Source organism: Lentzea atacamensis, assembly GCF_003269295.1.
Lineage (GTDB): Bacteria > Actinomycetota > Actinomycetes > Mycobacteriales > Pseudonocardiaceae > Lentzea > Lentzea atacamensis.
The window spans coordinates 229,067-253,920 of record NZ_QLTT01000013.1; the positions used below are offsets into that span (position 1 = coordinate 229,067).

General features: G+C 69.4%; 26 protein-coding genes. 15 read left to right on the plus strand and 11 right to left on the minus strand.

Going from position 1 to position 24,854, the window contains the following annotated elements:
* The 3 genes from C8D87_RS41185 to C8D87_RS41195 all read left to right on the plus strand — a co-directional run bounded on the left by C8D87_RS41185 (position 1) and on the right by C8D87_RS41195 (position 3,632).
* Complete coding sequence (locus C8D87_RS41185; RefSeq protein ID WP_112231655.1) at positions 1 to 1,998, plus strand: hypothetical protein; 1,998 nt, start codon at positions 1 to 3, stop codon at positions 1,996 to 1,998.
* 87 nt (positions 1,999 to 2,085) lie between these two features.
* Positions 2,086 to 2,418 (plus strand): YciI family protein, encoded by a 333-nt coding sequence (locus C8D87_RS41190; RefSeq protein ID WP_112231657.1) that lies wholly within the window; start codon positions 2,086 to 2,088, stop codon positions 2,416 to 2,418.
* Complete coding sequence (locus C8D87_RS41195; protein WP_112231659.1) at positions 2,415 to 3,632, plus strand: RNA polymerase sigma factor; 1,218 nt, start codon at positions 2,415 to 2,417, stop codon at positions 3,630 to 3,632. Before C8D87_RS41190 ends, C8D87_RS41195 begins: the two co-directional genes overlap by 4 nt.
* Before the next feature lie 7 nt (positions 3,633 to 3,639).
* Here the strand turns inward: C8D87_RS41195 and C8D87_RS41200 are convergent, their stop codons facing one another.
* The 3 genes from C8D87_RS41200 to C8D87_RS41210 are packed head-to-tail and all read right to left on the minus strand — an operon-like array spanning position 3,640 to position 5,886.
* The gene (locus tag C8D87_RS41200) at positions 3,640 to 4,290 is read right to left on the minus strand and encodes an HD domain-containing protein (protein ID WP_109637994.1); all 651 of its coding nucleotides are present in this window, start codon (positions 4,288 to 4,290) and stop codon (positions 3,640 to 3,642) included.
* A gap of 60 nt (positions 4,291 to 4,350) precedes the next feature.
* Positions 4,351 to 4,998: a hypothetical protein gene (locus C8D87_RS41205; protein ID WP_112231661.1), complete on the minus strand. Its 648-nt coding sequence runs from the start codon at positions 4,996 to 4,998 to the stop codon at positions 4,351 to 4,353.
* A gap of 6 nt (positions 4,999 to 5,004) precedes the next feature.
* Positions 5,005 to 5,886, minus strand: a complete 882-nt coding sequence (locus tag C8D87_RS41210; RefSeq protein ID WP_411711535.1) for a hypothetical protein — start codon at positions 5,884 to 5,886, stop codon at positions 5,005 to 5,007.
* A 520-nt stretch (positions 5,887 to 6,406) separates the two neighbouring features.
* On the opposite strand from C8D87_RS41210, the gene C8D87_RS41215 reads away from it, so the two are divergent.
* Positions 6,407 to 6,934 (plus strand): FKBP-type peptidyl-prolyl cis-trans isomerase, encoded by a 528-nt coding sequence (locus C8D87_RS41215; protein WP_109637888.1) that lies wholly within the window; start codon positions 6,407 to 6,409, stop codon positions 6,932 to 6,934.
* 45 nt (positions 6,935 to 6,979) lie between these two features.
* Here the strand turns inward: C8D87_RS41215 and C8D87_RS41220 are convergent, their stop codons facing one another.
* Positions 6,980 to 7,921 carry a quinone oxidoreductase family protein gene (locus C8D87_RS41220; protein ID WP_112231665.1) on the minus strand — a complete coding sequence of 314 codons (942 nt, stop codon included), beginning with the start codon at positions 7,919 to 7,921 and terminating at the stop codon, positions 6,980 to 6,982.
* A gap of 92 nt (positions 7,922 to 8,013) precedes the next feature.
* On the opposite strand from C8D87_RS41220, the gene C8D87_RS41225 reads away from it, so the two are divergent.
* Positions 8,014 to 9,198 carry an MFS transporter gene (locus tag C8D87_RS41225; protein WP_112231667.1) on the plus strand — a complete coding sequence of 395 codons (1,185 nt, stop codon included), beginning with the start codon at positions 8,014 to 8,016 and terminating at the stop codon, positions 9,196 to 9,198.
* On the opposite strand, the gene C8D87_RS41230 is transcribed toward C8D87_RS41225, so the two are convergent.
* The gene (locus C8D87_RS41230) at positions 9,145 to 10,731 is read right to left on the minus strand and encodes a DUF885 domain-containing protein (RefSeq protein ID WP_215732632.1); all 1,587 of its coding nucleotides are present in this window, start codon (positions 10,729 to 10,731) and stop codon (positions 9,145 to 9,147) included. The genes C8D87_RS41225 and C8D87_RS41230 overlap by 54 nt on opposite strands.
* A gap of 36 nt (positions 10,732 to 10,767) precedes the next feature.
* Here C8D87_RS41230 and C8D87_RS41235 point away from each other — a divergent pair, with 36 nt between their 5' ends.
* The 3 genes from C8D87_RS41235 to C8D87_RS41245 are packed head-to-tail and all read left to right on the plus strand — an operon-like array spanning position 10,768 to position 12,713.
* Positions 10,768 to 11,058 carry a hypothetical protein gene (locus tag C8D87_RS41235; RefSeq protein ID WP_233442529.1) on the plus strand — a complete coding sequence of 97 codons (291 nt, stop codon included), beginning with the start codon at positions 10,768 to 10,770 and terminating at the stop codon, positions 11,056 to 11,058.
* Positions 11,055 to 11,900: an ATP-grasp domain-containing protein gene (locus C8D87_RS41240; protein WP_112231671.1), complete on the plus strand. Its 846-nt coding sequence runs from the start codon at positions 11,055 to 11,057 to the stop codon at positions 11,898 to 11,900. The genes C8D87_RS41235 and C8D87_RS41240 overlap by 4 nt, the downstream gene beginning before the upstream one ends.
* Before the next feature lie 21 nt (positions 11,901 to 11,921).
* Complete coding sequence (locus C8D87_RS41245) at positions 11,922 to 12,713, plus strand: alpha/beta fold hydrolase (RefSeq protein WP_112231673.1); 792 nt, start codon at positions 11,922 to 11,924, stop codon at positions 12,711 to 12,713.
* On the opposite strand, the gene C8D87_RS41250 is transcribed toward C8D87_RS41245, so the two are convergent.
* Positions 12,710 to 14,287: a solute symporter family protein gene (locus tag C8D87_RS41250; RefSeq protein ID WP_112231675.1), complete on the minus strand. Its 1,578-nt coding sequence runs from the start codon at positions 14,285 to 14,287 to the stop codon at positions 12,710 to 12,712. The genes C8D87_RS41245 and C8D87_RS41250 overlap by 4 nt on opposite strands.
* A complete protein-coding gene (locus C8D87_RS41255; RefSeq protein WP_112231677.1) occupies positions 14,284 to 14,694 on the minus strand; it encodes a DUF485 domain-containing protein in 411 nt (136 codons plus the stop codon). The genes C8D87_RS41250 and C8D87_RS41255 overlap by 4 nt, the downstream gene beginning before the upstream one ends.
* Positions 14,695 to 15,027: 333 nt before the next feature.
* Here C8D87_RS41255 and C8D87_RS41260 point away from each other — a divergent pair, with 333 nt between their 5' ends.
* The 5 genes from C8D87_RS41260 to C8D87_RS41280 all read left to right on the plus strand — a co-directional run bounded on the left by C8D87_RS41260 (position 15,028) and on the right by C8D87_RS41280 (position 20,040).
* Positions 15,028 to 17,646 (plus strand): sensor histidine kinase, encoded by a 2,619-nt coding sequence (locus C8D87_RS41260; RefSeq protein ID WP_112231679.1) that lies wholly within the window; start codon positions 15,028 to 15,030, stop codon positions 17,644 to 17,646.
* On the plus strand, positions 17,643 to 18,062 hold the full coding sequence (locus C8D87_RS41265) for a roadblock/LC7 domain-containing protein (RefSeq protein ID WP_109637897.1): 420 nt from the start codon (positions 17,643 to 17,645) through the stop codon (positions 18,060 to 18,062). The genes C8D87_RS41260 and C8D87_RS41265 overlap by 4 nt, the downstream gene beginning before the upstream one ends.
* 77 nt (positions 18,063 to 18,139) lie before the next feature.
* Entirely contained in the window at positions 18,140 to 18,610 is a 471-nt protein-coding gene (locus tag C8D87_RS41270) for a DUF742 domain-containing protein (protein WP_233439629.1), read from the plus strand.
* Positions 18,591 to 19,208 carry a GTP-binding protein gene (locus tag C8D87_RS41275; protein WP_211337405.1) on the plus strand — a complete coding sequence of 206 codons (618 nt, stop codon included), beginning with the start codon at positions 18,591 to 18,593 and terminating at the stop codon, positions 19,206 to 19,208. Before C8D87_RS41270 ends, C8D87_RS41275 begins: the two co-directional genes overlap by 20 nt.
* Positions 19,209 to 19,245: 37 nt before the next feature.
* A complete protein-coding gene (locus tag C8D87_RS41280) occupies positions 19,246 to 20,040 on the plus strand; it encodes a DUF5919 domain-containing protein (protein ID WP_112231681.1) in 795 nt (264 codons plus the stop codon).
* Positions 20,041 to 20,052: 12 nt separating this feature from the next.
* On the opposite strand, the gene C8D87_RS41285 is transcribed toward C8D87_RS41280, so the two are convergent.
* Positions 20,053 to 20,514: a hypothetical protein gene (locus tag C8D87_RS41285; protein ID WP_112231683.1), complete on the minus strand. Its 462-nt coding sequence runs from the start codon at positions 20,512 to 20,514 to the stop codon at positions 20,053 to 20,055.
* A gap of 134 nt (positions 20,515 to 20,648) precedes the next feature.
* On the opposite strand from C8D87_RS41285, the gene C8D87_RS41290 reads away from it, so the two are divergent.
* Entirely contained in the window at positions 20,649 to 21,113 is a 465-nt protein-coding gene (locus C8D87_RS41290; protein WP_109637900.1) for a GbsR/MarR family transcriptional regulator, read from the plus strand.
* Positions 21,114 to 21,122: 9 nt separating this feature from the next.
* Entirely contained in the window at positions 21,123 to 22,226 is a 1,104-nt protein-coding gene (locus C8D87_RS41295; protein WP_112231685.1) for an ankyrin repeat domain-containing protein, read from the plus strand.
* On the opposite strand, the gene C8D87_RS41300 is transcribed toward C8D87_RS41295, so the two are convergent.
* Genes C8D87_RS41300 through C8D87_RS41310 form a run of 3 tightly spaced genes read right to left on the minus strand, consistent with a single transcriptional unit; the run spans position 22,205 to position 24,824 of the window.
* The gene (locus C8D87_RS41300; RefSeq protein WP_233442530.1) at positions 22,205 to 23,119 is read right to left on the minus strand and encodes a COX15/CtaA family protein; all 915 of its coding nucleotides are present in this window, start codon (positions 23,117 to 23,119) and stop codon (positions 22,205 to 22,207) included. The genes C8D87_RS41295 and C8D87_RS41300 overlap by 22 nt on opposite strands.
* Before the next feature lie 20 nt (positions 23,120 to 23,139).
* A complete protein-coding gene (locus tag C8D87_RS41305) occupies positions 23,140 to 23,898 on the minus strand; it encodes an ABC transporter permease (protein WP_407656954.1) in 759 nt (252 codons plus the stop codon).
* Positions 23,895 to 24,824, minus strand: a complete 930-nt coding sequence (locus C8D87_RS41310) for an ABC transporter ATP-binding protein (RefSeq protein ID WP_233439632.1) — start codon at positions 24,822 to 24,824, stop codon at positions 23,895 to 23,897. Before C8D87_RS41310 ends, C8D87_RS41305 begins: the two co-directional genes overlap by 4 nt.
* Between the last annotated feature and the right edge of the window lie 30 nt (positions 24,825 to 24,854).

A 24,854-nucleotide genomic window follows, 5' to 3' on the forward strand; every position in this document is an offset into this window, starting at 1 on the left:
GTGGCGCCCGTTGAGTTCACCGTCTCCGGCGGCGAAGGCACGCCGCTGGAGTTCGTCGCCGCGCTCGTCGCCGCGAAGTCGCTGCTGGTCGTGACAGATCCCGGCGGGTGGGCGCAGGTCAGCCGGGGTCTCGCCGTCGGGCGCACGGCGTCCACCGCGGTCACCACGCGGGTGCGGGTGCTGCGGCTCGCCGTGGTCGATCTCCGGCACTTCCCGTCCGCGGAGTCGCTGCCGCCGATCACGGACGTCCCCGGCGACGTGGTGGCGCTGCACGACACGCGCTCGTGGGACACGGCTCCGGTCGTGCGGGCGTTGCGCGGCCTGGGGCGGCCCGTCGTGCTGTTCACCGCGGTGCACACGTCGGTGCCCGGTGTGGACCCCGCTTCGGTGCTGATCGGGTGGAGCGCGCCGCACGTCGTGATCGCCGAGCCGCTCGGTACCGGTGAGGGCAGCGTCGAGGACGCCCTGTGGCAGTTCCGCGAACTGGAGCGCCGCCGTCAGGTCCGCTTCACCGCTCTGCCGCAGCCGCCCCCGCCCGATGACCGCCCGGTCACCGTGATGGTCGCTCTGCCCGGTGCCACCGAGGGCATCGCCGGGGCGTTGCGGCCCGGCGCGGACTACGAGGTGTGGGTGCACGTCGGGGAGCACGCGGCGCCGTTGCCCGGCGATCTGGAGCTGCGGGCCGTGCTCGGCATGAACGGGCGCGAGGTGTTGTCCGAGTGGTTCGTGCTGCCCGCGGAGGGGCCCGGTCCGTGGGTGAGCTTTCCGGTCACCACGCCTTACGCGTCGGTGCCGTGGACCGGTGAGCTGGTCATCTACTCCGGTGTGGTGCCGGTGCACGTGCAGCAGGTCGTGCTGCCGGTCGGGGCGGGCGAGTCCCGTGCGCGGCTGAGGTTCCGGCTGTCGCGGACGTTCGCGGATCTCGAGCCGCTGTCGTCGCGGGTGGCGTCCGTGCTGGTGCTCGGCGAGCGGGCGCTGGTGGCGTCCGGCGGCCTGCCGTCGTGGACCAGCCTGGACCTCGGCGACCTGCCTCGTTCGCTGCCCGCGCTGTCGGGGCTGGATCCCTGGTACGGCAAGGACTTCCCGTCGTTCTGCGCCGATCTCGCCGTGCTCGCCCGGCAGGGGTCGGCGATGTACTCGCGGCTGTTCGGCTCCAGCGCGCTGGCGGATCGGATCCGGCGGCTGGCACGGGCGGGCGGCCGTCCGGCCGGGCTGATGATCGCCGAGGTGGTCCCGGGTCCGGTGCCGTGGCCGTTGATCTACGACCTGCCGTTCACCGATGGCCCGTATCGGCTGTGCGCGTCCGTGGGGCAGTTCGGGCCGTTCGGGGCCGGGGGAGAGGTGCCCGCGCACTGCCCGGTGTCGGATCACAGCGGGAACGTGTTGTGCCCCTTCGGTTTCTGGGGCCTGTCGAGCGTGCTGGAGCAGCCGGCCGGGCCGCTGGTCGCGGGCATCTCGGCGCGGCCGCGGCCGTTCGAGGTGTCGATGGCGGTCGACGCCGGCATGGACCGGTCGCTGACCGAGCGGCACGTGACCGAGCTGATGTCGATGCTTGCGCCCGAGGCCGTGTCATCGGCCTATGTCAGCCCGTCGGAGCTGGGCCTGGCGTTGGCCGACGAGTCGATGGACGTCGTGCACCTGCACTTCCGCGAAGGGTTCCTCGACGCGGAGGAGATCGAACGCTGGGACCGCGAAGGCGTGTGGCCGCGCCCGCACTGGCCGTCGCGCAAGCCGCTGGTGGTGGGGACGTCGCCGATGGCAGGCCTGGTGCGAGCGTTCGCGGAGGGCGGCGCGTCCGGCGTGATCAGCCCGGAAGCCGCCGTGCCGCACGACATGGCCGGGTGGGTGACCGGCATGGTGCTGGCGCGGCTCGCGGCGGGGTTCAGCGCGGGCGCCGCGCTGCGGCTGACGCGCTGGGAGATGATCAGCCGCGGCAACGTGACGGGGCTCGCCTACACCCTGCACGGCGGTGCGGACCTGCGACTGCGTCTCGGGTAGAAGAATTTCGGCGGGACGTGTCGGATCGGGGCCGCCGCGTTCGTAGCAGGGGTGAGACACACACCCGACCAGCTGGAGATGATCCCGATGGCGCAGTACCTCTTCAACGTCCTGCACGACTCGTCCGAGCTCGCCACGGACGAGGAGATGACGGCGATCCGGGCCTTCAACAAGCAGATCCAGGCCGACGGCCACTGGGTCTTCGCGGGTGGTCTCGCGGGCCCCGACACGTCCACCGTCGTCGACGGCAGGCACTCCGAGCCGGTCTACACCGACGGCCCCTACCTGGAGTCGAAGGAGTTCATCATCGGCTTCTGGATCATCGAGGCCGCCGACCTCGACGTGGCGCTGAAGCTCGCCTCCCAGGCCTCCCTGCACTGCAACCGCAGGGTCGAGGTCCGGCCGGTCCTGTCCGCATGACCGGCGTCGCCGAGGTGATCGCCGGGGTCCACCGCGACGAGTGGGCGCGGGTGGTCGCGACTCTGGCGAGGCGCTGCGGCGACCTCGACATCGCCGAGGAGATGGCCGCGGAGGCGTTCGCGACCGCCGTCGAACGCTGGCCGGTCGACGGCGTCCCGCCGAACCCCGGCGCGTGGCTCACGACCACCGCCCACCGCAAGGCGATCGACCGGCTCCGGCGCGAGGCCAGGCGCGAGGACAAGCACAAGGAGGCCCTGATGCTGTCCGGCCCGCCGGAGCCGGCCGGTGCCGTCGAGGACGACCGGCTCCGCCTGCTCTTCACCTGCTGCCACCCCGCTCTCGCCGTGGAGACGCGGATCGCGCTCACGCTGCGGATGGTCGGCGGGCTGACCGTGCCCGAGATCGCCCGCGCGTTCCTGGTCTCCGAGGCCGCCATGGCACAGCGGATCACCCGCGCGAAGGCGAAGATCAAGGCCGCGGGGATCCCGTACCGCGTGCCGTCGCACGAGGACCTTCCCGTGCGGCTCGCCGGGGTGCTCACCGTGCTGTTCCTGATCTTCAACGAGGGTTACCTGGTCTCGGAGCCCGGCGAGGACGCGGTGCGCGACGACCTGACCACCGAGGCGATCCGGCTGACCAGGCTGGTCCGCGCGCTGCTGCCCTCCGATGGTGAGGTCGCCGGTCTGCTGGCGCTGATGCTGCTGACGCAGGCCCGCCGGCCCGCGCGGGTGTCGGCGAACGGGGAGCTCGTCGCTCTCGCCGAGCAGGACCGCGGTGCCTGGGACCGCTCGTTGGTCGACGAGGGCCACGCGCTGGTCCGCGGGTGTCTCGCCGCCGGGCGAGCGCCGGGGCGCTACCAGGTGCTCGCCGCGATCAACGCGGTCCACACCGACGCCCTCGACGTCCGCGACACCGACTGGTCCCAGGTGGTCGCGCTCTACGACCAGCTGGTCCGGCTCGACCCGTCGCCGATCGTGCGGCTCAACCGGGCGATCGCCCTCGCCGAGCTGGACGGTCCCGAGGTCGCGCTGGCCGAGCTCGCCGGTCTGCCGCTGGAGGACTACCACGCCTACCACGCCGCGCGGGCCGACCTCCTGCGCCGGCTGGGCCGCAGCTCCGAGGCCAGGGCGGCGTACGACAGGGCCGTTGAGCTGACCGGCAACGCCGCCGAGGTCGCGTACCTCGTGCGCCGCCGTGACCAGCTGGCACGGTGACGCGTGCTCAGGAAGCCACTTTGGTGAGCAGTTCCTCGACGCACGGGTCGTCGAGGGACTCCACGATGTGCTGCCACAGCAGGAGGTTCGTCTCGGCCCACTTCGAGTAGGTCGCGGCGGCCTCCGCGTCGTAGAAGTAGTAGCCGTCGTCGGCCTTGGACACCTGCTCGCCCACGATCTTGTACGCGAGCTCCCGCAGCGTGATGCCGTTCTCCTGCAGGTACTTGTGCGCGAGGACCACCGGCGTCACCGGCAGGGCCTTGAACAGCGTGTCCGCGTCCGAGAGCGCCTGGGCCTCCAGCGAGATGTCGCGGTGGCGGGTGCGCATCTCGGCTTCGAGGACGACGCGTTCGATCCACTCGATGTCGCCGACGCAGACACCCGCGACGAACAGCGTTTTCCTGCGCAGCGCCTCGCCGTCCGTCGGCAGCGAGTTGCGGCGGACCATGTAGTTGAGGTCGTGCACGAGTGCGGCGACCTCGACGACGTCCTTCGCGGCGCCGTTGCGCTCGGCGAAGTGCACGGCCTTGTCGCGGACGAAGCTCACGTGGTGCCAGCCGTGGAACTGCAGCTTCGCGGCAAGATCCTCGCACAGCCGCCTCACGCGCTGCTCCACGTCCGCGATGACAGACCTTGGAATCGTTGTGCGCGTACGCATCATCAGCCCTCCCACCGGGTGGGCTGATGGTAGGCGTGTTACGGGTGCCTCCGTAGGGCTTCAGAGCTGGTTCGTCAGATCCTCCAGTCGGTCCTCGACCGGTACGTGCCGGTGGCTGGTCCCGGTGTCCGGGTCGTAGCTGAGGCTCCACGGCGTGACGGCACGCGACTTGACCAGGAACGTCATGGTGCCGTCGGCCGCGCGTGGGATGCGGTGGAACTCGTGCGCGAGCAACGTGCCAGTGGTGCCTTCGGTGCACTGGGTGCGGTTCGTGAGCTCCGTGCCGACGACCGTGCGGCCGCCGACGCCGAGTCGCGCGTCAAAACGTTCGTGCAGGTACGCGCCGCTCAGGATGGTGGTGCAGAAGTGGTACCGGTGGTTGTGGACGGAGTCCGCGTACCCGGTCCGCCAGTCCGACAGCGGCTTGTACTCGTGCAGCCAGAACGTGAACGGTTCGTCCGTCTCGTCGCGGAGGCACCACGCGAAGTGCGTCGTCGTCTCGCGGGAATGCGCAATCACCCAGGTCGCCTGCTGCGGTGTGAGCCCGTCGATGTACGAACGGAGCTCCTTGCGCAGGTTCGGCCGGCTCGCCCACTCGCGGAACCACACGCCGACTTCGGTCCAGTGGTCCACCACGGGGAATTCGGCGCGTTGCACGCGAGCGGCGAGCTCCTCGAGCGCGGACAACCCGGTGAACTCGGCTAGCAAGATCGATCAGCTCCTCAACTGAGCGGATGTGGAGAATTCGCGGCGGAATGCGTGGAACTTCTCTTCGAGTTCGCGGTATCCGTCGTCTGTGAGTGTGTCGCCGGTGATCTTCTCGAACAACGCCAGGAAGTCCGTTCTCGTGGTGCCCGGCGTGATGACGAAGTGGTATCCGGCCTTGGAATTGCTGATGCGCAGGAACTCGGCGCGTTCCATCGCGTACAGGAACGAGCTCTCGGTGAACCTGAGTGTCCTGGGATATGGCCTCAGCACTCCGGCGGTGTTGCTGTACAGCGTCAGCCAGGCGGAGTCGTCGAACAACTCGAGCCGATCGAGCGGCGGATCCGAAACGATCGTGACGTCGATTCTGCTGCACCGGCTGCGCGCCGCGTACAGCCCGACGAGCCCGATGCCGATCTGTTCCTTGAGCTTCGCCTGAATCTCGTCGTAGTCGCCGTCGGCTCCTTCGTTGCGCAGCAGGTACCGCGCCCGCCCGCTGATGGCGTTGTCGTCGCGCGGGTCCGCCAGCACGGCCCTGAGCTCGCATTCCGTCTGGGAGAGCAACACCCGGCCCGCCGCGTACCGCCCGGCGAACCCGCGGAAGCAGTACAGCCGCGTCCGCTCCAGGTCCTGCATCATGAGCTGGTTGAACACCGGATCGGGTCGCGCCGTCGGCTCGAACACGTGACTGGGGAAGAACTCCCGGTCCAGCGCCCGATACTCCTGAGTGAGCTCCCTGAGCGCCTTGCGACTCTCCTCGACCACCGGCGCGAGCAAGGCCTTCTGCGCCGCTTTGGACGTGACCAACGTCTGCGTGAAGCTCACGACAGCCGATATGAGCGTGCCCGTCCCCACCGCGGTCAGCAGGTTTCTCGCCGCCCCGGAATCCATTTGACTGGAAATGGCCAGCGACGCACCCGACGTCACGACGAGTATGAGGAGGAGCAACCCGGTCCGAGTCCAAAACAACTCCTGGATCAGGTTGCTGCGGATGCCTCCGGCCTCCGCGGACACGTGTCCACCTCCCGGGATCACCTCGTCGGCCGCTACCCGAACGGACGAATGCGCTCAGTGTCCGATCAAGTGCGCGGAGTCACTGTACGCGTCGGTCAAAAGATAAGGAAGCTGCTATTCGTGCGACATTTACAACCGGAATAACCGCCCTTGAGCCCAGTCGCCGGCCCGTACTCGTGCACTTCGGTGACGCCCCGTCGCGACCCGCCTTGGGCGAGTCGGATGAGGGTGACCCACACGCCCGAACGCACCCACGCCGCGTGTTCTAGCCCGCTCGTCCGCCACCCTCATTGCTCCAGTGGGCGGAGCCTCGGCCCGACCGCCATGGCAGGCCCGCAGCCCCCCGCGACCGACCTGCTACACCCCGCTCACACGCCCCCGAATACTCTCACCGACCATGCGCAACGTCCTGCTCATCGCGTCCCTGGCGCTCGCAGCGGCCACCGGCCTCGCGGGCTGCGGCAGCTCCGCCCAGCCCTCGTCCGGCACTTCGTCCGCCGCGCCGTCCACCCCGTGCAAGGCCGACGACTTCAAGGTCACCGGCGACTTCGGCGCGGCGCCCAAGGTCGAGATCCCCGCCTGCAAGCCCACCGACGAGCTCATCATCAAGGACCTGGTGCAGGGCACCGGCGCCGAGGTGAAGGCGGGTACGACGGCCTCGGTCAACTACCAGCTCACGACCTTCTCCGACAAGAAGGTGCTGGACAGCTCGTTCGACCGCGGGCAGCCGTTCGACGTCGAGAACGTGGGCCAGGCGCCCGTCATCGACGGCTGGAACGAAGGCATCATCGGGCTCAAGGAGAAGGGGCGGCGGTTGCTGATCGTCCCGCCGGCCAAGGGCTACGGCAAGGGCGGTCAGGGCATCAAGCCCAACGAGACCCTCGTCTTCGTGATCGACGGCGTGAAGGTCACCCCGGCGGCATGACGTGCCGGCCCCCGGCCGGGCAACCCGGTCGGGGGCCGCGCCGGATCACGGCAGCAGCAGCAACTTTCCGGTGGTCCGGCGCGACTGCAGGTCGGTGTGCGCCTGCGCCGCCTCCTCCAGCTCGTACCGGCCACCGATCCGGATGTTGAGCGTTCCGTCCACGATCGCCCCGAACAGGTCGGCGGCCCGCCACTCGAACTCGGCGCGGTCCAGCAGGTACGCCCCGGTCGACGGCCGCGTCAGGTACACCGACCCCGCCGCGTTCAACCGCTGCGGATCCACCGGCGGCACCGGCCCGGACGACGCCCCGAACAACGCCAGCAACCCGCGCGGCTTCAACGAGGCCAGCGACTGGTCGAACGTGTCGCGCCCGACCCCGTCGTACACCACGTCGACCTTCTCGATCTGCGACGCGAAGTCCCCGTACCGCAGCACCTGGTCGGCACCGGCCTCCCTGGCCAGCGCCTCCTTCTCGTCGGTCGACACGGTCGCGACCACGAACGCACCACGAGCCTTCGCCCACTGCGTCAGCAGCAGCCCGACGCCACCGGCCGCCGCGTGCACGAGCACCCGGTCGCCGTCCTTCACGACATGCGTCGAGTGCGTCAGGTAGTGCGCGGTGATGCCCTGCAGCAGAGCGGCCGCGGCCAGCTCGACGTCCAGCCCGTCGGGAACCCGGACCGCGGCCGAAGCCGGCACCACGACCTCGGACGCGTAGCTGCCCAGTACGGACATCCACGCCACCCGGTCACCGACGGCGAAGTCAGCGGAGTTCGACGCGACGACCTCGCCCGCGCCCTCGAGCCCCAAAGCGGTGGGCAACGGCACCGAGTACTGGCCGCTGCGCTGGTAGGTGTCGATGTAGTTGACCCCGGCCGCGCCGACCCGCACCAGCAGCTCGCCGTCACCGGGCACCGGCGCCGGCACGTCCGAGTACTCGAGCACCTCCGGGCCACCCGCCGAACGCACCACCACTGCCTTGGGCATCTGTCCTCCTTGATCGACTCAACCCGCTCAACCCGGGTCACGGCCCCGATGTTCCCGTTCCCGCCAGGTGGGAACCACTACGGTCGTTCAGCATGGGGGCGTTCGGCTTGTTCTGCTCGGCGCGGGTCATCTCACTTCTCGGCGGCGCCATGGCGGTGGTCGCGCTGCCGTTCGCGGTCCTCGACCACGGCACGGTGCTCGACTCCGGCCTGGTGCTGGCCGCGCGGCTCGTTCCCCATCTGGGACTGGTGCTGATCGGTGGCTCCACAGCGGACAGGTTCAGCCGGTCGGCCGTCCTCACCGTCAGCCACGTCGGGTCCGGTGTGGCGCAGGCCGTGGCTGCCACAGCACTTCTGACCGGCAACTACCACCTCGGTCTCCTCGTGGCGCTCCAGGCGACGCAGGGCGCGTTCGGCGCCTTCACCTCACCTGCGGCGCGCGGCGTGCTCCCGGAACTGGTCGAACCCGGCCGCCTGCAGAAGGCGAACTCGCTGCTCAGCGCCGCCCGCTACGGCACGGGTCTGATCGGCCCCGCGGCGGCGGGCCTCGCCGCGGCCACCATCGGCGCGGGCTGGGCGCTGGCGTTCGACGCCGTCACCTTCCTGACCGCGGCCGTGCTGTACGCGAAGCTGAGGCTGCCCGGCAAACCGGCCAAGAGCAGCCTCACCCAGGACCTCAAGGAGGGCTGGGACACGTTCCGCACCACCACGTGGGTGTGGACGATGGTGCTCTCCTTCTGCCTCACCAACGCCATCTACACCGGCGTGTGGACGGTGCTCGGCCTGGCGATCGCGAAGCGGACCATCGGCGAGTTCGAGTGGGGCGTGGTGCTCAGCGCGTCGGGCGCGGGCCTCGCCCTCATCACCCTGATCCTGTACCGGACGCGCACCGTGCCGCTGTGGATCGCCACGCTCGTCACTCTCGTCGCGGCCGCCCCGCTGCTCGCGCTGGGACTTCAGGCGAACACACCGACGCTCGTCGTCATCGCGTTCGTCGAAGGCATGGGCATGGGCACGTGGGTGATCGCCTGGGAGACGTCGTTGCAGCGCAACGTTCCCAACCACATGCTGTCCCGCGTCGCCGCCTACGACGAGTTCGGCTCCTACCTGGCGATCCCCCTCGGCGCCGTCACCGCGCCGCTGGTCGCCGCGAAGATCGGCGACACCACTACCGCGACGATCGCGGCGTTCGCCTACGTCGTCGCGGCCCTGATCCCGCTGCCGTCACTCCTCGCCCAGCGCCACGCGGCGCGCGAGCCCGAGCGGCAGAGCGCCTGACCCCGCGATCCGGTCGTGGAAGTCGCGCAACGATCCCAGCCCCGCGGCCAGGTACTCGTCGCGGATCAGGTCGATCTCCAACGCGCCGGTCAGATAGGAGGGTGCCTGCGTCGGCCACGCGCAGTACCGCTTCACCTCGCCGACCGCCGTGCCCGGTGTCAGCGCCGTGCGCGACACCATGAACGACTCGGCTTCGTCGGGCGTCATGTCACCGCAGTGCAGCGCCGTGTCGACGATCATCCGCGCCGCGCGGAACAACCGCGCCTCGACGTGCCCCATCAAAGCGCCGCGGGTCGTGTAGTAGCCGACCGACCGCAGCAGCTTCTCCGCGTACAGCGCCCAGCCCTCGGAGAAGTACGACGTCCGGAACACCTTCCGCAGCGGGTGCGCGGAACCCTGCGCCGCCACCCAGGCCGAGTGCCAGTGGTGGCCGGGGTAGGCCTCGTGCACCGAGATCGTCGGCAGCTGCGAGCGCGCGTTGGTGCGCAGCCGGTGCGTGATCTGCTCGTCCGTGGCGTTGTCCGGCGTGAACGGCACGAAGAAGTAGCCCGTGCGCAGGGACGTCAGCGGCGGCGGGCCGAGGTAGCTCGCGACCGACATGATCGGCCGCTGGAACGGCAGCGACGGCACCACGCTGCACTCCTCGCCGTCGGGCAGCGTCACCAGCGAGTGCTCGACCAGCGCCGCACGTGCCCGCCGGGTCTCCGCCTCGTACTCGGCGCGCATCGCCTCCAGCGTCGGCGGGTGGTCGTCCTGCAGCGAGCTCATCACCGAGCGCCAGTCGGGGGAGCCGGCCAGCTCGATCAGCTCCGCCTCCAGCGAGGCGTAGGCGTCCTGGCCGCGCTGGTGCAGCTCCGGCGCGCCGTAGCCGAGCAACTCCTTGTCCTGCAACACGGCCGAGTAGAGCTTCTCGCCCATCCTCCAGTCACCGCTCGCCCGCACGGCGAGGTCCTGCAGGAACGCCGCGTACCGGTCGAACGCCTCCGCGGCGGGCACGGCGGCCTCCACCAGCTGGGCGCGCAGCGCCGGTGAGGACACCTCCAGCGGCAGCGCGTCCAGCAGGAACGAACGCCCGGTCCTCACCTGCTCCATCGCCCGTCGCACGACCAGCGGCGACGCCAGTGACGCGTCGAGGTTCGCCTCGGCTGCCGCGAAGACCGAGGGCACCTCGCGCAGCTTCGCGACCGCGCAGGCGACGAGCTCGGCCTCCGGCAGCAGCCGGTGCAGGAACGGCGAGAGCAGTCCGAAGAAGACCATCCCCGAGTACTCGTGCGGATCACGCCGCCACGACGGCCACGCCTCCACGGCCAGCGCGCCGCGCAGCACCGACAGCGCGAGATCGCGGTCCACCGACTTCGGCAACGGCTCCAGCCGTGCGAGCCACGCGCCCTTCTCCCTCGCCCGCTGCTCGAACGCGGAAGCGGAGAAGTCCCCGAACGTCGAGTAGTGGGGAAGCGAGCCGACCTGCGCGGCGTGGGCTGGATGATGATCGAAGTACCACGTGAGGAAGGACGTCAGCGTGTCGGTGGTCACCCGACCGAACCTACTAGCTGGTTTTACAGTGTGGGGGTGTCTGATCAAACCACTCAGAAGCGCATCGCGGAGTTCGTGAAGGCCCACGGCAAGCCGGGCGCGGCGGTCAGGGCCGTCGTGGAGCCGATCGGCCGGGCCGGCGCGCGCATCGTGCTGGTCGGAGCTGACGGCGCCATGGGCGACGTGATGGCCAAGGACGTCGAGTCCGCCACCAAGGCCGTCGACGCCGTCGACAACGTCGAGCAGGCCGAATGGGACCGCGAGACCACCGCCGCCACGAAGATCGGCTTCGAGCACCGCCGCAAGATGGCCAAGATGCAGTCGTGAGGGTCGTGTTCGCCTCCTGCGCCGCGCTGCCCAAGGGTGACGGCGACGAGGACAACCTGGTCGAGGTCCTGCGGCGGGACGGTGTGGACGTCGAGTGGCAGCCCTGGGGCGACGCCGTCGACGCCGACCTCGTGGTGCTGCGCACCACCTGGGACTACCCCGAGCGCCTCGGCGAGTTCCTGGCGTGGTGCGAAAGCGTGCCCGTGCTGGCGAACCCGCTTCCGGTGGTCCGCTGGAACACCGACAAGTCCTACCTGGTCGACCTCGAGGAGCGTGGTGTCGCCGTCGTGCCCACCACCGTCGTGGAGCCGGGGGAGGAGCCGCACTTCCCGGACGGCGAGTTCGTGGTGAAGCCCGCCGTCGGCGCGGGTTCGCGCGGTGCCGGGCGGTTCACCGACCATGCCGCAGCCCGCGCGCACTTCGAAGCCCTTGGCGTCAAAGCGCTGGTGCAGCCTTATCAGTCCAGTGTGGACGCACACGGCGAGACCGCGCTGGTGTTCTTCGCCGGTGAGTACTCCCACTCGTTCCACAAAGGACCGATGCTCGGGCGTGGCCTGGCCGAGTCGGAGTCCGGCCTGTACGTGGAGGAGCGGCTGCGCGGCATCGAACCGACCGCGCGGCAGACCGAGCTCGCGAACCAGGTCCTTGACGTTGCCGCCGAGCTGCTTTCGTTGCGGCGTCAGGACTTCCTCTACGCCCGTGTGGACGTGGTCGAGGGAGGGAACGGCGAACCGCTGCTGCTGGAGCTGGAACTCACCGAGCCCTCGCTCGGCTTCAAGCTCACCGGCGAGGAAGCCGCCGGCCGGTTCAGCGCGGCGGTCAGGCAGGCGATGTCCCGATAAAGAAGAGTTCCGGGGGGAATCATGAAAGCTGTCGTCAACGGCATCACCATCGGCTACGACGACGAAGGCTCCGGCGACGACGTGCTCGTCCTGGTGCACGGCCACCCGTTCGACCGCTCGATGTGGCGGCCGCAGGCCGAGCACTTCAGCGCGGCCGGCTGGCGCGTGATCGCCGCGGACCTGCGCGGCTACGGCGAGTCGACCGTCGTTCCCGGCGTCACGCCGCTGTCGGAGTTCGCCGGGGACGTCGCCGGGCTGCTCGATCACCTCGGCGTCGAGAGGTTCGTGCTCGGCGGCCTGTCGATGGGCGGCCAGATCGTCCTGGAGTTCCAGCGGCTGTACGGCGAGCGCACGAGAGGGCTGATCCTGGCCGACACGTTCGCCCAGGGAGAGACCCCGCAGGGTCGCCGCAACCGCAACGACATGGCCGACCGCCTGCTGCGCGAGGGCATGTCCGGCTACGCGGACGAGGTGCTGTGGAAGATGGTGGCGCGGCACAACGCCGGCCCCGTCTCCGAACACGTGTCCCGAATGATGCACAACGCTCCGGCGGAAGGTGCCGCGGCGGCGCTGCGAGGCCGCGCGGAACGGCCCGACTACACCGAGTTGCTCGCCACGATCACCGTGCCGACCCTCGTGGTGGTCGGCAGTGACGACGAGTTCACGCCGGTGCCGGACGCGGAGTACATGCACGAGCGCGTCCCGGGTTCGGCACTGGTCGTGGTCGACGGTGCCGCCCACATGCCGAACCTGGAACGCCCCGAGGTGTTCAACAAAGCGGTCGCGGAACTTCTAGCGCGGTCACAGCGCTAGCGCAGGTCTGAGCCGATGCCGGTGAGCCCGCGGACCTCCATCTCCGACTGCTTGGCGGGGTCCGCGGGTTCCTTGCTGAGGATCGTGCCCAGGAACCCGGCGAGGAACGACAGCGGGATCGACACGATGCCGGGGTTGGACAGCGGGAAGAACGCGAAGTCGGCGTCCGGGAACACCGACGACTTCGACCCGGAGATGGCGGGTGAGAACGCGATGAGCAGCACGCACGACGTAAGACCGCCGTAGATGCTCCACAAAGTGCCGCGCGTGTTGAAACGCTTCCAGAACAGGGAGTAAAGCAGCGTCGGCAGGTTCGCGGACGCGGCCAATGCGAAGGCGAGAGCGACCAGGAAGGCAACGTTCTGCCCGTTGGCCGCGATACCGCCGACAATCGCGAGCACACCGACGCACACCGCGGTGATGCGGGCGACCCGGACCTCGTCGCGCGGGTCCGCCTCACCGTGCTTGATGACGTTCGCGTAGACGTCGTGCGCGAAGGAGGCGGACGCCGTCAGCGTCAGACCGGCGACGACGGCGAGGATCGTGGCGAACGCCACCGCGCAGACGATGCCGAGCAGCACCGTGCCGCCGACCTGGAACGCGAGCAGCGGCGCGGCGGAGTTCTCGCCGCCGGGAGCGCCGGTGATCTTGTCGGTGCCGACCAGCGCCATGGCGCCGAAGCCGATGACCAGCGTGCACGAGTAGAAGATGGCCATCATCCACGTGGCCCACACGACCGACTTACGTGCCTCGCGCGCGTTCGGCACGGTGTAGAAGCGCATCAGCACGTGGGGGAGCGACGCGGTGCCCAGCACCAGGGCCAGTGCCAGCGACAGGAAGTCGATCTTGGACAGGTCGCTCGCGCCGTACTTCACACCCGGCGAGAGCACCGCCTCGCCCAGCGGCGACTTCTGCGTCGCGCGGTCGAGCATCGCGGACATGTCGAAGCCGAACTTGCCGATCAGGAAGATCGTCAGCAGCGTGACGGTGAGGATGAGCAGCACGGCCTTGATGATCTGCACCCAGGTGGTGCCCTTCATGCCGCCGACCAGCACGTACAGCACCATGACGATGCCGACGACGGCGATGATGATGGCCTGGCCCACGGAGCTGTGCACGTCCAGCAGCAGCGCCATCAGACCGCCGGCACCCGCCATCTGCGCGATCATGTAGAAGAGCGAGATGACCAGCGTCGCGTTGGCCGCGGCGGCGCGGACCGGGCGCTGGCGCATGCGGAACGCCATGACGTCGCCCATCGTGTAGCGGCCGGTGTTGCGCAGCCGTTCCGCGATGAGCATCAGGCCGATCAGCCAGGCCACGACCCAGCCGATCGAGTAGAGGAAGCCGTCGTAGCCGTTCACCGCGATGGCACCGGAGATGCCCAGGAACGACGCGGCGGAGAGGAAGTCACCCGAGAGTGCGATGCCGTTCTGCGTGCCGGTGAAGCTGCTGCCCGCGGCGTAGTAGTCCGAGGCGCTGACGTTCCGCGTCGACGCGCGATAGACGATGTACAGCGTCAGCAGGACGAAGATGCCGAAAACGGACAGGTTGATCGCGGTGTTCGTCCCGGTCACACGAGCTCCTCATCGGTCTCCGCGAGCGCGCGCACCTTTTCTACCTGCGGGTCGAGCCTCTTCTTGGAGTACCGGGCGTACGCCATCGTGATGATGATGGTCGTGACGAACTGGAGGAATCCCATCGTCAGGCCGACGTTCACCGTTCCGAAGAGCGGCGTGCTCATGAAGTCCGCGGCGTAAGCGGAAAGCAATACGAACGTTACGTACCAAGTGAGGAACAGCACCGTCGCGGGAAGAATGAATCGCCTCACCCGGCGCTTCAGCGCGAGAAAATCCTCACTCGTTTGGATGGCACCGAAATCAGGCTCACCGTCACCATCTATGAGCAATGAGTGATGACGGTCGTCAAAGGTCGCGAATCCGGGGGAGGCCGGGCGTGACACGGAGGGCAGCGCCTTCGTCATCAACCGCTCGCATTCGTTACGGGGAGTACCCGGCGCGCGCCATCGAGGCGGCTGCGGCCGGACCGGGGGTGGAGGGCGCAAGCGTAACCACGCGTGGCGGTGAGTCAATCCCCCGACTCCGCAGGACCACCCCATGAGGTGGGCTGTCACGTTGGGTGATCAGTCGTACACGCCCGAGGTCGTTGTCGCGTCACGCTCTCTGGCCTACTATCCGCTCACACCCGATACGGCTGATCTGGATATCGAGCTGCGGGTGTCTCGACTCGCGGGGATTCACCAGGCCAGGAGGTAGCCGATAGTGGGGCACTTCGAGCGCGCCTTGGGGATCATTTCGTGAATGTCGAGTGGAGAAAGATCAGCGACTGGCGCAACTGGCGCCTGCCCGTCAAGCTCGGCGTCGTGCTGCTGGTGCCGGTCGCCGTGGCGATCGGCGCGGGCGCGCTGCAGATCTCGGGTTACGTCGACCGGTCCAACAACTACGTGCAGATGCAGGGCCTGGTCCGGCTACGGGCAGATCTCGCGCCATTGATCTCCAGCGTCCAGCAGGAACGCACGCTCGCCGCCCAGAGCGCGACCAGCGGCTCCGGCGTCGGCGCCTACCAGAACCAGATCAGCGCCACCGACAACGCCGCCGCGACCGTGCGCCGCCGCGTCGAGCGCGCCGAAGGGCTGAGCGACGTCGCCCGCAACCGCTTCACGGAGATGGGCGGCCAGCTCGACACGTTGAAGAGCGTGCGCGAGAAGGTCGTCCAGGGCGGCGACGGCGGCGACCCGACCGGCGGCACCGCCGGCTACAGCGCCGTCGTGAAGTCGCTCCTGGACTTCGAGCAGGCGCTCATCAGCCAGTTCAGCGACCAGGCCATCTCCGGCACGGCGATGGCGCTGCACAACATGGTCATCGCCCAGGAGCAGGTCTCCCAGCAGCACGCGATCGTCCTGGCCGGAATCGGGCGGACCAAGCTCCTCGGCGCCGAGATCCGCACGCTGGAGCAGTCCGACATCCGGTTGCAGGACCGCCTCAACGACTTCCAGGCCATCGCCACCGCCCAGCAGCGTCGCGAGTACGAGCAGACCGTCACCGGTGCCGTCGTCGCGAACCGCACGGTGCTGGTCGAACGCGCGCTCACCCAGCCCGACGGCGTGCCGGCGCCCACGACGCGGCCCGGTCAGCCGAAGCCGCCGCCGTCGTTCGGCATCGCGGTGGACGAGTGGAACAACGCGTCCGGCACGACCACGCGCCTGATGGAAAAGGTCACCCGCACACTGCAGGACGAGCTCGCGAGCACGGCAGAGGCGCTGCAGGACGACACGTCCAACAAGGCGGGCGCCGCCGCGGTCATCCTGCTCGCGATGCTGATCATCGCCGGCGCGCTCGGCTTCGTCATCGGCCGCTACCTGCTGCGCTCGCTGTCCGAGCTGCGGCACTCCGCGCTCGACGTGGCGCACCACCACCTGCCGGAGGTCGTCGCCGCGATCCGCGCCGACCGCAAGCCGGACACCGAGATCGAACCGGTGCCCGTGCACACCACCGAGGAGTTCGGCCAGCTGGCGCGCGCGTTCGACGCCGTGCACGAGCAGGCGATCCGGTCCGCCGTCGAGCAGTCGTCGCTGCGGTCGGGCATGAAGAACATCTTCGTCAACCTGTCGCGCCGCTCGCAGGGTCTCGTCGAACGCCAGCTCAAGCTCATGGAGGAGCTGGAGCGCCACGAGGAGAACCCGGAGCAGCTCGCCAACCTCTTCAAGCTCGACCACCTCGCGACGCGCATGCGCCGCAACAACGAGAACCTGATGGTGCTGTCCGGCACCGACGTCGCGCGCCGGTTCCACCAGCCGGTCCCGCTGGCGGATGTGCTGCGCGCCGCCGCGTCGGAGATCGAGCACTACCAGCGAGTCGTGGTGAAGTCGACGCCGACGGTGGAGATCGTCGGCTACGCGGCCAGCGACCTCGTGCGCCTCGTCGCCGAGCTGCTGGACAACGCCACCGCGTTCTCCGCGCCCACCACCCAGGTCATGATCGGCTCGCGGATCGACCAGCAGGGCGCCGTGCTCGTCGAGGTCGCCGACCAGGGCATCGGCATGGGCACGGCCGAGCTGACCGAGGCGAACGAACGGCTTTCCTCCGGTGCAGAAGACGATGTGCCGGTGTCACGCCAGATGGGTCTGTTCGTGGTCGGTCGTCTCGCGGCGCGCCACGGCATCACCGTCCGCTTGCGCGCGTCTGGTGAGGGCAGGGAAGGCCTGCGCGCGTTCGTCCTCGTGCCCGCGGAGCTCGTCCGTTCGCACGAGGCGCCCGCCGCGCCCGCCCAGCCGCGGCACGCCGCGCTGCCGCAGCCGAAGCAGGTGCCGGCGAAGCAGCCGCACGTGGTCGTGAAGACCCCGAACCTGGCTCCGCCGCCGGCCGCGGTCGCTCCCGCCATCGAACAGCCGCGCGAGTCGGCCGAGTGGACGTCGTTCCGCGGCGCCGCGATCGACGAGGCGCTGCCCCAGCGGCAAGCCCGCCACACGCCGAACGGAACTTCGAACGGGTCGCCAAACGAGACGCGACCCACCCATGTTGAGACGACTTCTTCCTGGTTCGCCGGAAGCGGCGTCTCGGACGAACCGGTCAACGGTGATCGTTCGTCGCCAGCTTCCCGACCTGGGCCGTCACCCTCCGTAGCGGCTTCCTGGTTCGGCAAGAAGTCCGCGGGAACGGTCTGGGAACAGCCGGGCGACCCCGCGACGGACGCCGGTGAGACAGATGCCGGGTTGCCGAAACGGGCGCCGCGTAAGAATCTGCTCCCCGACCTCGCGGAACGTCCCGAGAACGGTGCCCGCCCGCCGGCGGCGCCGGCCAAGCGCGATCCGGAGCGGGCACGAGGCTTTCTCGCCAGCTACCAGACGGGTATCCGCCAGATGCCGCTGGGCAGCAACGGGAACGGAAAAGGCCAGGGGAACGGGGAAAAGGCATGAGCACGCCTCAGTCACGCCAGGTGGACCAGTTCGGCTGGCTGATCACGAACTTCACCGATCGCGTACCGGGGGTCGCCCACGCGATCGTGATCTCGGTGGACGGCCTGCTGCTCACCAAGTCGACCGGTCTGCCGCCGGACCGCGCGGAGCAGCTGGCCGCGATCGCCGCGGGCGTCGCATCACTGACGATGAGCGCCTCGCGTTGTTTCGAGGGCGGCGGAGTGTTGCGCACCGTGATCGAGATGGACTACGGGATCATGCTCCTCATGTCCATTCGAGACGGGTCTTGTTTGGTGGTTCTCGCCGCGCCCGACAGCGACGTCGGCCAAGTGGCCTACGAGATGACCGTGGTCGTCGACCAGGTGGGCCAGATCCTCACTCCCGAACTGCGAGCGCAGCTGCACAGCGTGAGGTGATGATGAGTTCGGCCGCTGACGCGCATCGTCGACGCAGGCGGGGGGAGTCCCCCGCCGAGCAGACGTTCGCCGACCTGATGAACGGGTTCTCCCTGGACTCGGGTCGCAAGCGAACGCGCTCTGAGTCCCCGGTGCCCGCGCGGGAAGCGACTCCCGTTGCAGAGCAACAAGAAACACCTGTCTTCGAGACCCCGGTCCCGGAGCTTTCCGACGCCTCGATCGTGCGTGCATATGCCTGGACCGGAGGGCGCACACGGTCGAACATCAACCTCGAGATCGAGACACTTGTCTCCGCCAATGATCAGAGTCGGCAGTCTGCAGGTATCTTGCAGGCTGAGCACCAACACGTCGTCGAGTTGTGCCGCTCACCGCGATCCGTCGCGGAGGTGGCCGCACTGATGCGCCTCCCGCTGGGAGTCGTCAAGGTGCTGCTCGGCGACATGGCGGAACGAGGTCTGGTGGACGTGCACCAGACCGCTTCCGCAGGCGGTGTCACGCCGGACCTCGGGTTGATGGAGAGAGTGCTGAGTGGACTACGTCGGCTCTAGATTTCCCGACTTCGGGCCCCCTGGGCCGCCTGGACGGGAGCTGACTTCGGCCAAGATCGTCGTCGCGGGTGGCTTCGGCGTCGGCAAGAGCACCTTCATCAGGTCGATCGTGGAAAACGATCTGCTGACCATGACCGCGCTCCCACCGGAGCGCGCGGGTCTGGTCACCGAGCTGGTGCGCATACAGTTCGGCCGCGTGTGGCTCGATCCGGGCCTCGCGCTGCACCTCTTCGTGGCCCCGCAGTGGCAGGACCCGCGGGCGGGCTGGAACGACGTGGTGCGCGGCGCCGTCGGTGCCGTGGTGCTGTTCGACGTGATGCGCCCAGCGGACTCCGTCGACGCCATGCGGTACTTCGAGGACCACAAGATCCCGTACGTGCTGGCGCTGAACAACGTGCACGCGTCGGTGCGGTCGGACGTGAAGGCGATCATCCGCGGGATGGGCATCGCTCCCGAGGTTCCTGTCGTGAACTGCGATCCGCGGGTGCGCCTGTCGGTGCGGGAAACGCTGATCACGCTGACCGAGCACGCCAAGCTGGACCGGTGGCGGCGCCGGCCCGGCCCTGACGAGACCACGCCGCTCGCGCCGGTCTGCTGAGCTTGGAGCAGCTCCAAGCGCTCTCGCGGAGGATTGGTTGAGCGGCGAACCAGGTCGTGTCAGGCGAGCGGTGCGGGCCTTCGTCACCGACGACAACCTCGACCTCTACCTGCTCGTGGTGGCCGGCTTCGTCTTCACGGTCCTGGGCATCACGGGGCTCGTCGGCCTGGAGAAGCTGGCGTCGGCCGTGCTGGCCCTGCTGGCGATCCTGGCGATCTCGCAGATCAAGTCGAGGAAGCTGACCCAGCAGATCACCCGGACCAGGACCGGCGCCGTCGCGTTGCGCGCCGAGTTCCCGGCTGACCTGATCGACCGCAGGGCGAGGGCCTACGACATCCTGCTGGTCGGGCTCACCATGACCAGGACCGTGCAGGGCATGCGCACCGACCTGCCCGCGATCCTGAAGACCGGCGGACGGGTGCGTGTGCTGGTGCTCGATCCCGGCGACGAGTCCCTGATGGTGGTCGCGGACCGGCACCGGCCGCACTCCCAGGGCGTCGAGCACCTGCGCACCAGGATCCGGGCGACCTTGGACGACCTCACCGCGCTGCGGGAGCGGCACGGCGGCCGGCTGGAGATCCGGGTGCTGTCCAGCATCCCGTCCGCGGGCTTCAACTGCCTGGACGCGCACGGGCCGAACGGTGTCGTGTGCGTGCAGCACTACGAGTTCCACCCGGAGGGCGAAGCGGCTCCGATCATGGTGTTCTCGAAGAACGACGCTCCCTGGTACCAGCGTTTCGGCGACGAGGCCGAGCGGCTGTGGGAGTCCGGCGCCGACTGGCCGTCCAGCGCGGTGGCGGAGCGGTCCTCCGTCAGCCCGTCGAACGGTTGAGCAGACCTGCCGTCAGCGCAGGCAGGTGAGCTGCCGGGTGTGCACGGGCACGTGGTTCCCGGCGAGCCCGTTGACGAGGCCGGCGAGTGAGACCGGCTGGTCCAGCAGGAGCTCGTCGCCGGACATCAGGAACGCCGGCACGAGAACCGCGGCAGCCTCTTCGGTGAGCTGGTCGGCGATGTCGCAGAGAAACGCCGCCTGGCCGCGGACGCGAGCGATCAGCCCGCTCCTGCCGTCGTGCTCGGCGATGATCCGGTCGAGGTTCCAGCTGTCGAGGCAGATCCGGTTGTCGAAGACGGGCCGTGCACCGGACACGACGCCCAGCGCCACGGCGGCGGTCGCGGCGTCGACGCTGAGGACGTGGGCCAGCACCTGGTCGGCGTTCCACCCGCCGTCGGCTGCTTCACCGAGGCCGGGTTCCTCTGCCTCTTCGAAGAACTTCGAGTAGGCGCTGCGGAGTGCGGTCGTGTCCATCGGGCCGTCCTTCGTCGGCAGGAATGTGCAACCGATGGTTGCACGTCGACCCATTACCTGCAACCTTCAGGTTGCGCAAATATTGACAAGATCGCTACGATGACTTCAGTGTTGACCGAAGGAAAGGCTCCGTCATGAGCGTGGGCAGGGAAACCCGGCTGTCCGCCTGGATCGAGCGGTTCGCGGCCCACTTCGCCGAGGAGGGCATTCCGCTGATCGGCGGCCGCATCCTGGGCTACCTGCTGGTGTGCCAGCCCGTCGAGCGCACCGCCGCCGAGCTCTCGCAGGAGCTGGAGGCCAGCAGCGGATCCATCAGCACGAACCTGAAGTACCTCGTCAACGTCGGCCTGGTGACCAAGCGGACCCGGCGCGGCAGGCAGGCTGCCGAGTACCGGATCAACGAGAAGGCCTGGTCGGAGTTCGTGCAGCGCAAGCTGAAGGCGATCGCCAGCGTCCAGACGCTGACCGACGACGGCATGCGGTTGCTCAGCGGTGATCCGGAGCGCGCGATGCGGCTGCGGACCGTCGACCATCTCTACGGTTGGCTGTCAGAGGAACTTCCGGCTTTGTGGGAGCGCAAGCCCGCTTCTCCCAAGTAGCTTGGGTGCATGTGGCACCCGTTTCGTGACGACATCGAGTACTACGAGGAGCGGGCCAGAGGGTTGCTCGCCTCCGCGTGGGACGGCGTGCCCGGCGCGCTGGAGGTCTTCGACGACGTGCCGCTGACGGACGAGGGCGCGCACACGGTCCTCGCCCAGGCGCACGGGTGTGCGGACTGGAAGGCCTTCAAGGCCCACATCCGCAAGCCGCGTCCGTTCGCCCGCGCCTACCAGGCCATCGAGCTGCAGCACCCGGAAGAGCTGAAGGCGATCATCACGCGCGACCCGTGGCTCGTGAAAGCCAGCGGTACCAACGGGAACGACCTGCTCGGGCTGTCCGCCGCGAAGTGCGACGAGCGTCTCGTCAGGGTGCTGCTCGACGACGGTGCCGACATCAACCACCAGAACGTCCACGGCTGGACGGCGTTGCACCAGGCGGCGTACGCGAACCTCCCGCAGTTGGCGCAGCTTCTGCTCGACCGGGGTGCCCGCACGGATCTCGAAGCCCGCGGCGAGGGCGGCACCCCGCTCACGCTCGCATTGTTCTGGGGCAACCGGGAAACCGCGGAACTGCTGGCACAGCACGGAGTTCACCCGCCGAACCTGCGCACCGCGGCCGGCCTCGGCAACCTCGACCTCGCCACCACCCCCGAGGCCAAGCGCGGCTATTACCGGCCGCACAGCGGTTTCCCGCGCTGGTGGCCGACCGACGACCCGCAGGAGGTCCTCGACGAGGCGCTGGCGTGGGCCGCCCGCAACGACCGCACCGAGGTGTTCGGCGACCTGCTCAAGCGCGGCGCCAGGATCGACGTGGACGTCTACCGCGGCACGGCGCTCGCGTGGGCGGCGTGGTGCGGGCTGGAGAACGCCACCCGCACGTTGCTCGACCTGGGCGCGAATCCCAACCAGCGCACGGGTTTCGGCGGCCCGATGCACGGCGAGGGCGTCACGGCGCTGCACCTCGCGGCCGAACGCGGCCACCTGCCGATCATCCGGATCCTGCTCGACGCGGGCGCCGACAGGTCCATCAAGGACGCGAACTTCGACTCGACCCCGGCGAACTGGGCGGGGCACAACGACCAGCGGGAAGCTCAGGCCTTGCTGAGCGCCTGATCGCCGGCTGGCAGCTCGACCTCGTGCGTGCGTTCGCGCGACGACGTCCACAGCGCTGCCGTGGCGACGACAACCGCGCCGGCACCCAGCACGTGGATCGAGACGAGCACCTCGGGCACGCCGGTCCAGTACTGGACCATGCCGAGCACGCCCTGGGCGAGCACGACGCCGACGAGGGTCCAGTACGTGCGGGTGCGCGTGAAGAACCCGACCGCGATCAGCAGGCCCAGGAACAGGAACAGCAGGTCCGCGTGGATCTGTGCGAGGGTCTCGACCTCGATGCCCAGTCGCGGCGTCGAGGCGTCGCCGGCGTGCGGCCCGGCGGCTGTCACCCAGGTGCCGGCGAGCAGCAGTGCACCCAGCACGGCGGCCATGACGACCTGGAGCTTCATCAACGGTGCGGGGACGAGCAACCGGGCGGCGCCGTCGCCCTCGGACAGCGAGCTGACGAGCAGCACGGCGAGCCACACCAGGGCCATCGAGATCATGAAGTGGATCGACACGGTGTACCAGGCCAGGCCGGTCAGCACCGTGATGCCGCCGACGACCGCCTGCACGGCCACACCGACGAGCTGGACGAGCGAGAGCACCACCACCCGCTTGCGCCGCGGCAGGTTGAACCACGCCGCCAGCACGCACAGACCCGCGATGACGCCGACGACACCGGTCAGCGTGCGGTTGCCGAACTCGACCCACTGGTGCAGGGCCGCGACCTCGGGATGCTCGACCGGCACGACGCTGCCCTCGACGCACTCCGGCCACGTCGGGCAGCCGAGCCCGGAGCCGGTCACGCGGACGATCGACCCGGTCACCGCGATTCCAGCCTGTGCGATGACGACGGCAATCGCGAGCGCGCGCTGCCAGGAAACGAGAAGGGCGGTCAGCTTCGACACGCCGTTGATAGTAGGTCTCGCTACGTGAGACGAGTCGTCCGGGTGGCCAGTGCCCCCGCGACAACGCCCCAGGCCACGAGCACTGCGACCGGGCCCACACCCGGTGCCGTGCCGTGCACCACAGAAGTTTCCAGCGCCTGCGCGAGAGCGGCCGACGGCAGCAGGTGCACGAAGCCGACAGGCACCGACAACGCCACGCCACCGACCATCAGCAGCACGAACCAGATGATGTTCGCCAGCGCCAGCACGATCTCCGCGCGCAGAGCCCCGCCGAGCAGCACGCCCAGCGCACCGAACGTCAGCGTGCCGAGGATGATCAGCAGCACCATCCACGGCAGGCCCGAGAGCGGGAACCTCCAGCCGAGGATCAACGCCGTGACCGCCAGCAACACGATCTGGAGCGCGACCACGACCAGCGCTCCGCAGACCCGTCCGGCCACCAGCAGCCAGCGGGGGAGTGCCGAGGCCGCCAGCCGCTTCAGCACGCCGTAACGCCGGTCGAACCCGAGCGCGATGGCCTGCCCGGTGAACGCGGAGGAGATGATCGCCAGCGCGAAGATCCGCGCGGTGGCGGACCCCACGCGCGGCTCCGGCATCGGGATCACCGACATCAGCGAGAGCGCGATCAGCAGCGCCAGCGGGATGATGACCGTCAGCAGGATCTGCTCGCCGTTGCGCAACGTCAGCATCGCCTCGGTGCGGGCGTGCACGAAGAGCATCTTCGGAAGCGACCCGCGGCCGGGCGCGGGCTTGAACGTGCCGGGAGCGAAGGTGGTCACGAACGCAGCTCCCTGCCGGTCAGGTCCAGGAAAACGTCTTCGAGGCTGCGCTTGGCCACGGTCAGCTCCTCGGCCAGCACACCCTGCTGTGCGCACCAGGACGTGACGGTCGACACGACCTGCGGGTCGATCAGTCCCTCCACGACGTACGCGCCCCGCGTCGCCTCGCGCACCTTCAGCCCTTCTGGCAGCGCGGCGGACAGCAACGACGTGTCGAGCCCCGGCCGGGCGCGGAACCGCAGCTGCTGGTCGTCCGCGCGGTGCGCGGTCAGCTCGGACGGCGAGCCCTGCGCCACGACGCGGCCCTCGTCGATGATCACGACCTGGTCGGCGAGCGCTTCCGCCTCGTCCATGAGGTGCGTCGTCAGCAGCACGGACACACCGTCGTCCTTCAACGCGCCCACGAGATCCCACACCAGCCGGCGTGCCTGCGGGTCCATGCCCGCGGTCGGCTCGTCCAGGAACACGAGCTCGGGACGGCCGATCAGCGCGCACGCCAGTGACAGCCGCTGCTGCTGGCCGCCGGACAACCGTTTGTAGGGGGTGCGCACCGCGCCGCCGAGACCGAGGACCTCGATCAGCCACTTCGGATCGAGCGGGTTCGCCGCGCACGCCGCGACGAGGTTCAGCATCTCCTCGGCACGGATGCCGGGATAACCGCCACCGCCCTGCGGCATCACGCCGATGCGCGGGCGGAGCTCCTCGGAGCCGGGCGCGAGTCCGAGCACGCGCACGGTGCCGTCGTCGGCCGCGCGGAAGCCCTCGCAGATCTCGACGGTCGTCGTCTTGCCCGCGCCGTTGGGTCCGAGCAGGGCCAGCACGGTGCCGGGCTGCTGGACGAGGTCGAGGCCGTCGACGGCGGTCTTCGAGCCGTACCTCTTGACCAGCCCCGACACTTCCACCGCAGGCTGGGGATTCGGGCTCACGAACGGTCAGCCTAGGCGGTCACGGCAATC

Coding starts and splice junctions, on each gene's coding strand:
- C8D87_RS41190 (WP_112231657.1), top strand. CDS start 2,086: ATGGCGCAGTACCTCTTCAACGTCCTGCACGACTCGTCCGAGCTCGCC.
- C8D87_RS41195 (WP_112231659.1), top strand. CDS start 2,415: ATGACCGGCGTCGCCGAGGTGATCGCCGGGGTCCACCGCGACGAGTGG.
- C8D87_RS41200 (WP_109637994.1), bottom strand. CDS start 4,290: ATGCGTACGCGCACAACGATTCCAAGGTCTGTCATCGCGGACGTGGAG.
- C8D87_RS41210 (WP_411711535.1), bottom strand. CDS start 5,886: ATGGATTCCGGGGCGGCGAGAAACCTGCTGACCGCGGTGGGGACGGGC.
- C8D87_RS41215 (WP_109637888.1), top strand. CDS start 6,407: ATGCGCAACGTCCTGCTCATCGCGTCCCTGGCGCTCGCAGCGGCCACC.
- C8D87_RS41220 (WP_112231665.1), bottom strand. CDS start 7,921: ATGCCCAAGGCAGTGGTGGTGCGTTCGGCGGGTGGCCCGGAGGTGCTC.
- C8D87_RS41225 (WP_112231667.1), top strand. CDS start 8,014: ATGGGGGCGTTCGGCTTGTTCTGCTCGGCGCGGGTCATCTCACTTCTC.
- C8D87_RS41245 (WP_112231673.1), top strand. CDS start 11,922: ATGAAAGCTGTCGTCAACGGCATCACCATCGGCTACGACGACGAAGGC.
- C8D87_RS41255 (WP_112231677.1), bottom strand. CDS start 14,694: ATGACGAAGGCGCTGCCCTCCGTGTCACGCCCGGCCTCCCCCGGATTC.
- C8D87_RS41265 (WP_109637897.1), top strand. CDS start 17,643: ATGAGCACGCCTCAGTCACGCCAGGTGGACCAGTTCGGCTGGCTGATC.
- C8D87_RS41270 (WP_233439629.1), top strand. CDS start 18,140: ATGAACGGGTTCTCCCTGGACTCGGGTCGCAAGCGAACGCGCTCTGAG.
- C8D87_RS41285 (WP_112231683.1), bottom strand. CDS start 20,514: ATGGACACGACCGCACTCCGCAGCGCCTACTCGAAGTTCTTCGAAGAG.
- C8D87_RS41290 (WP_109637900.1), top strand. CDS start 20,649: ATGAGCGTGGGCAGGGAAACCCGGCTGTCCGCCTGGATCGAGCGGTTC.
- C8D87_RS41295 (WP_112231685.1), top strand. CDS start 21,123: ATGTGGCACCCGTTTCGTGACGACATCGAGTACTACGAGGAGCGGGCC.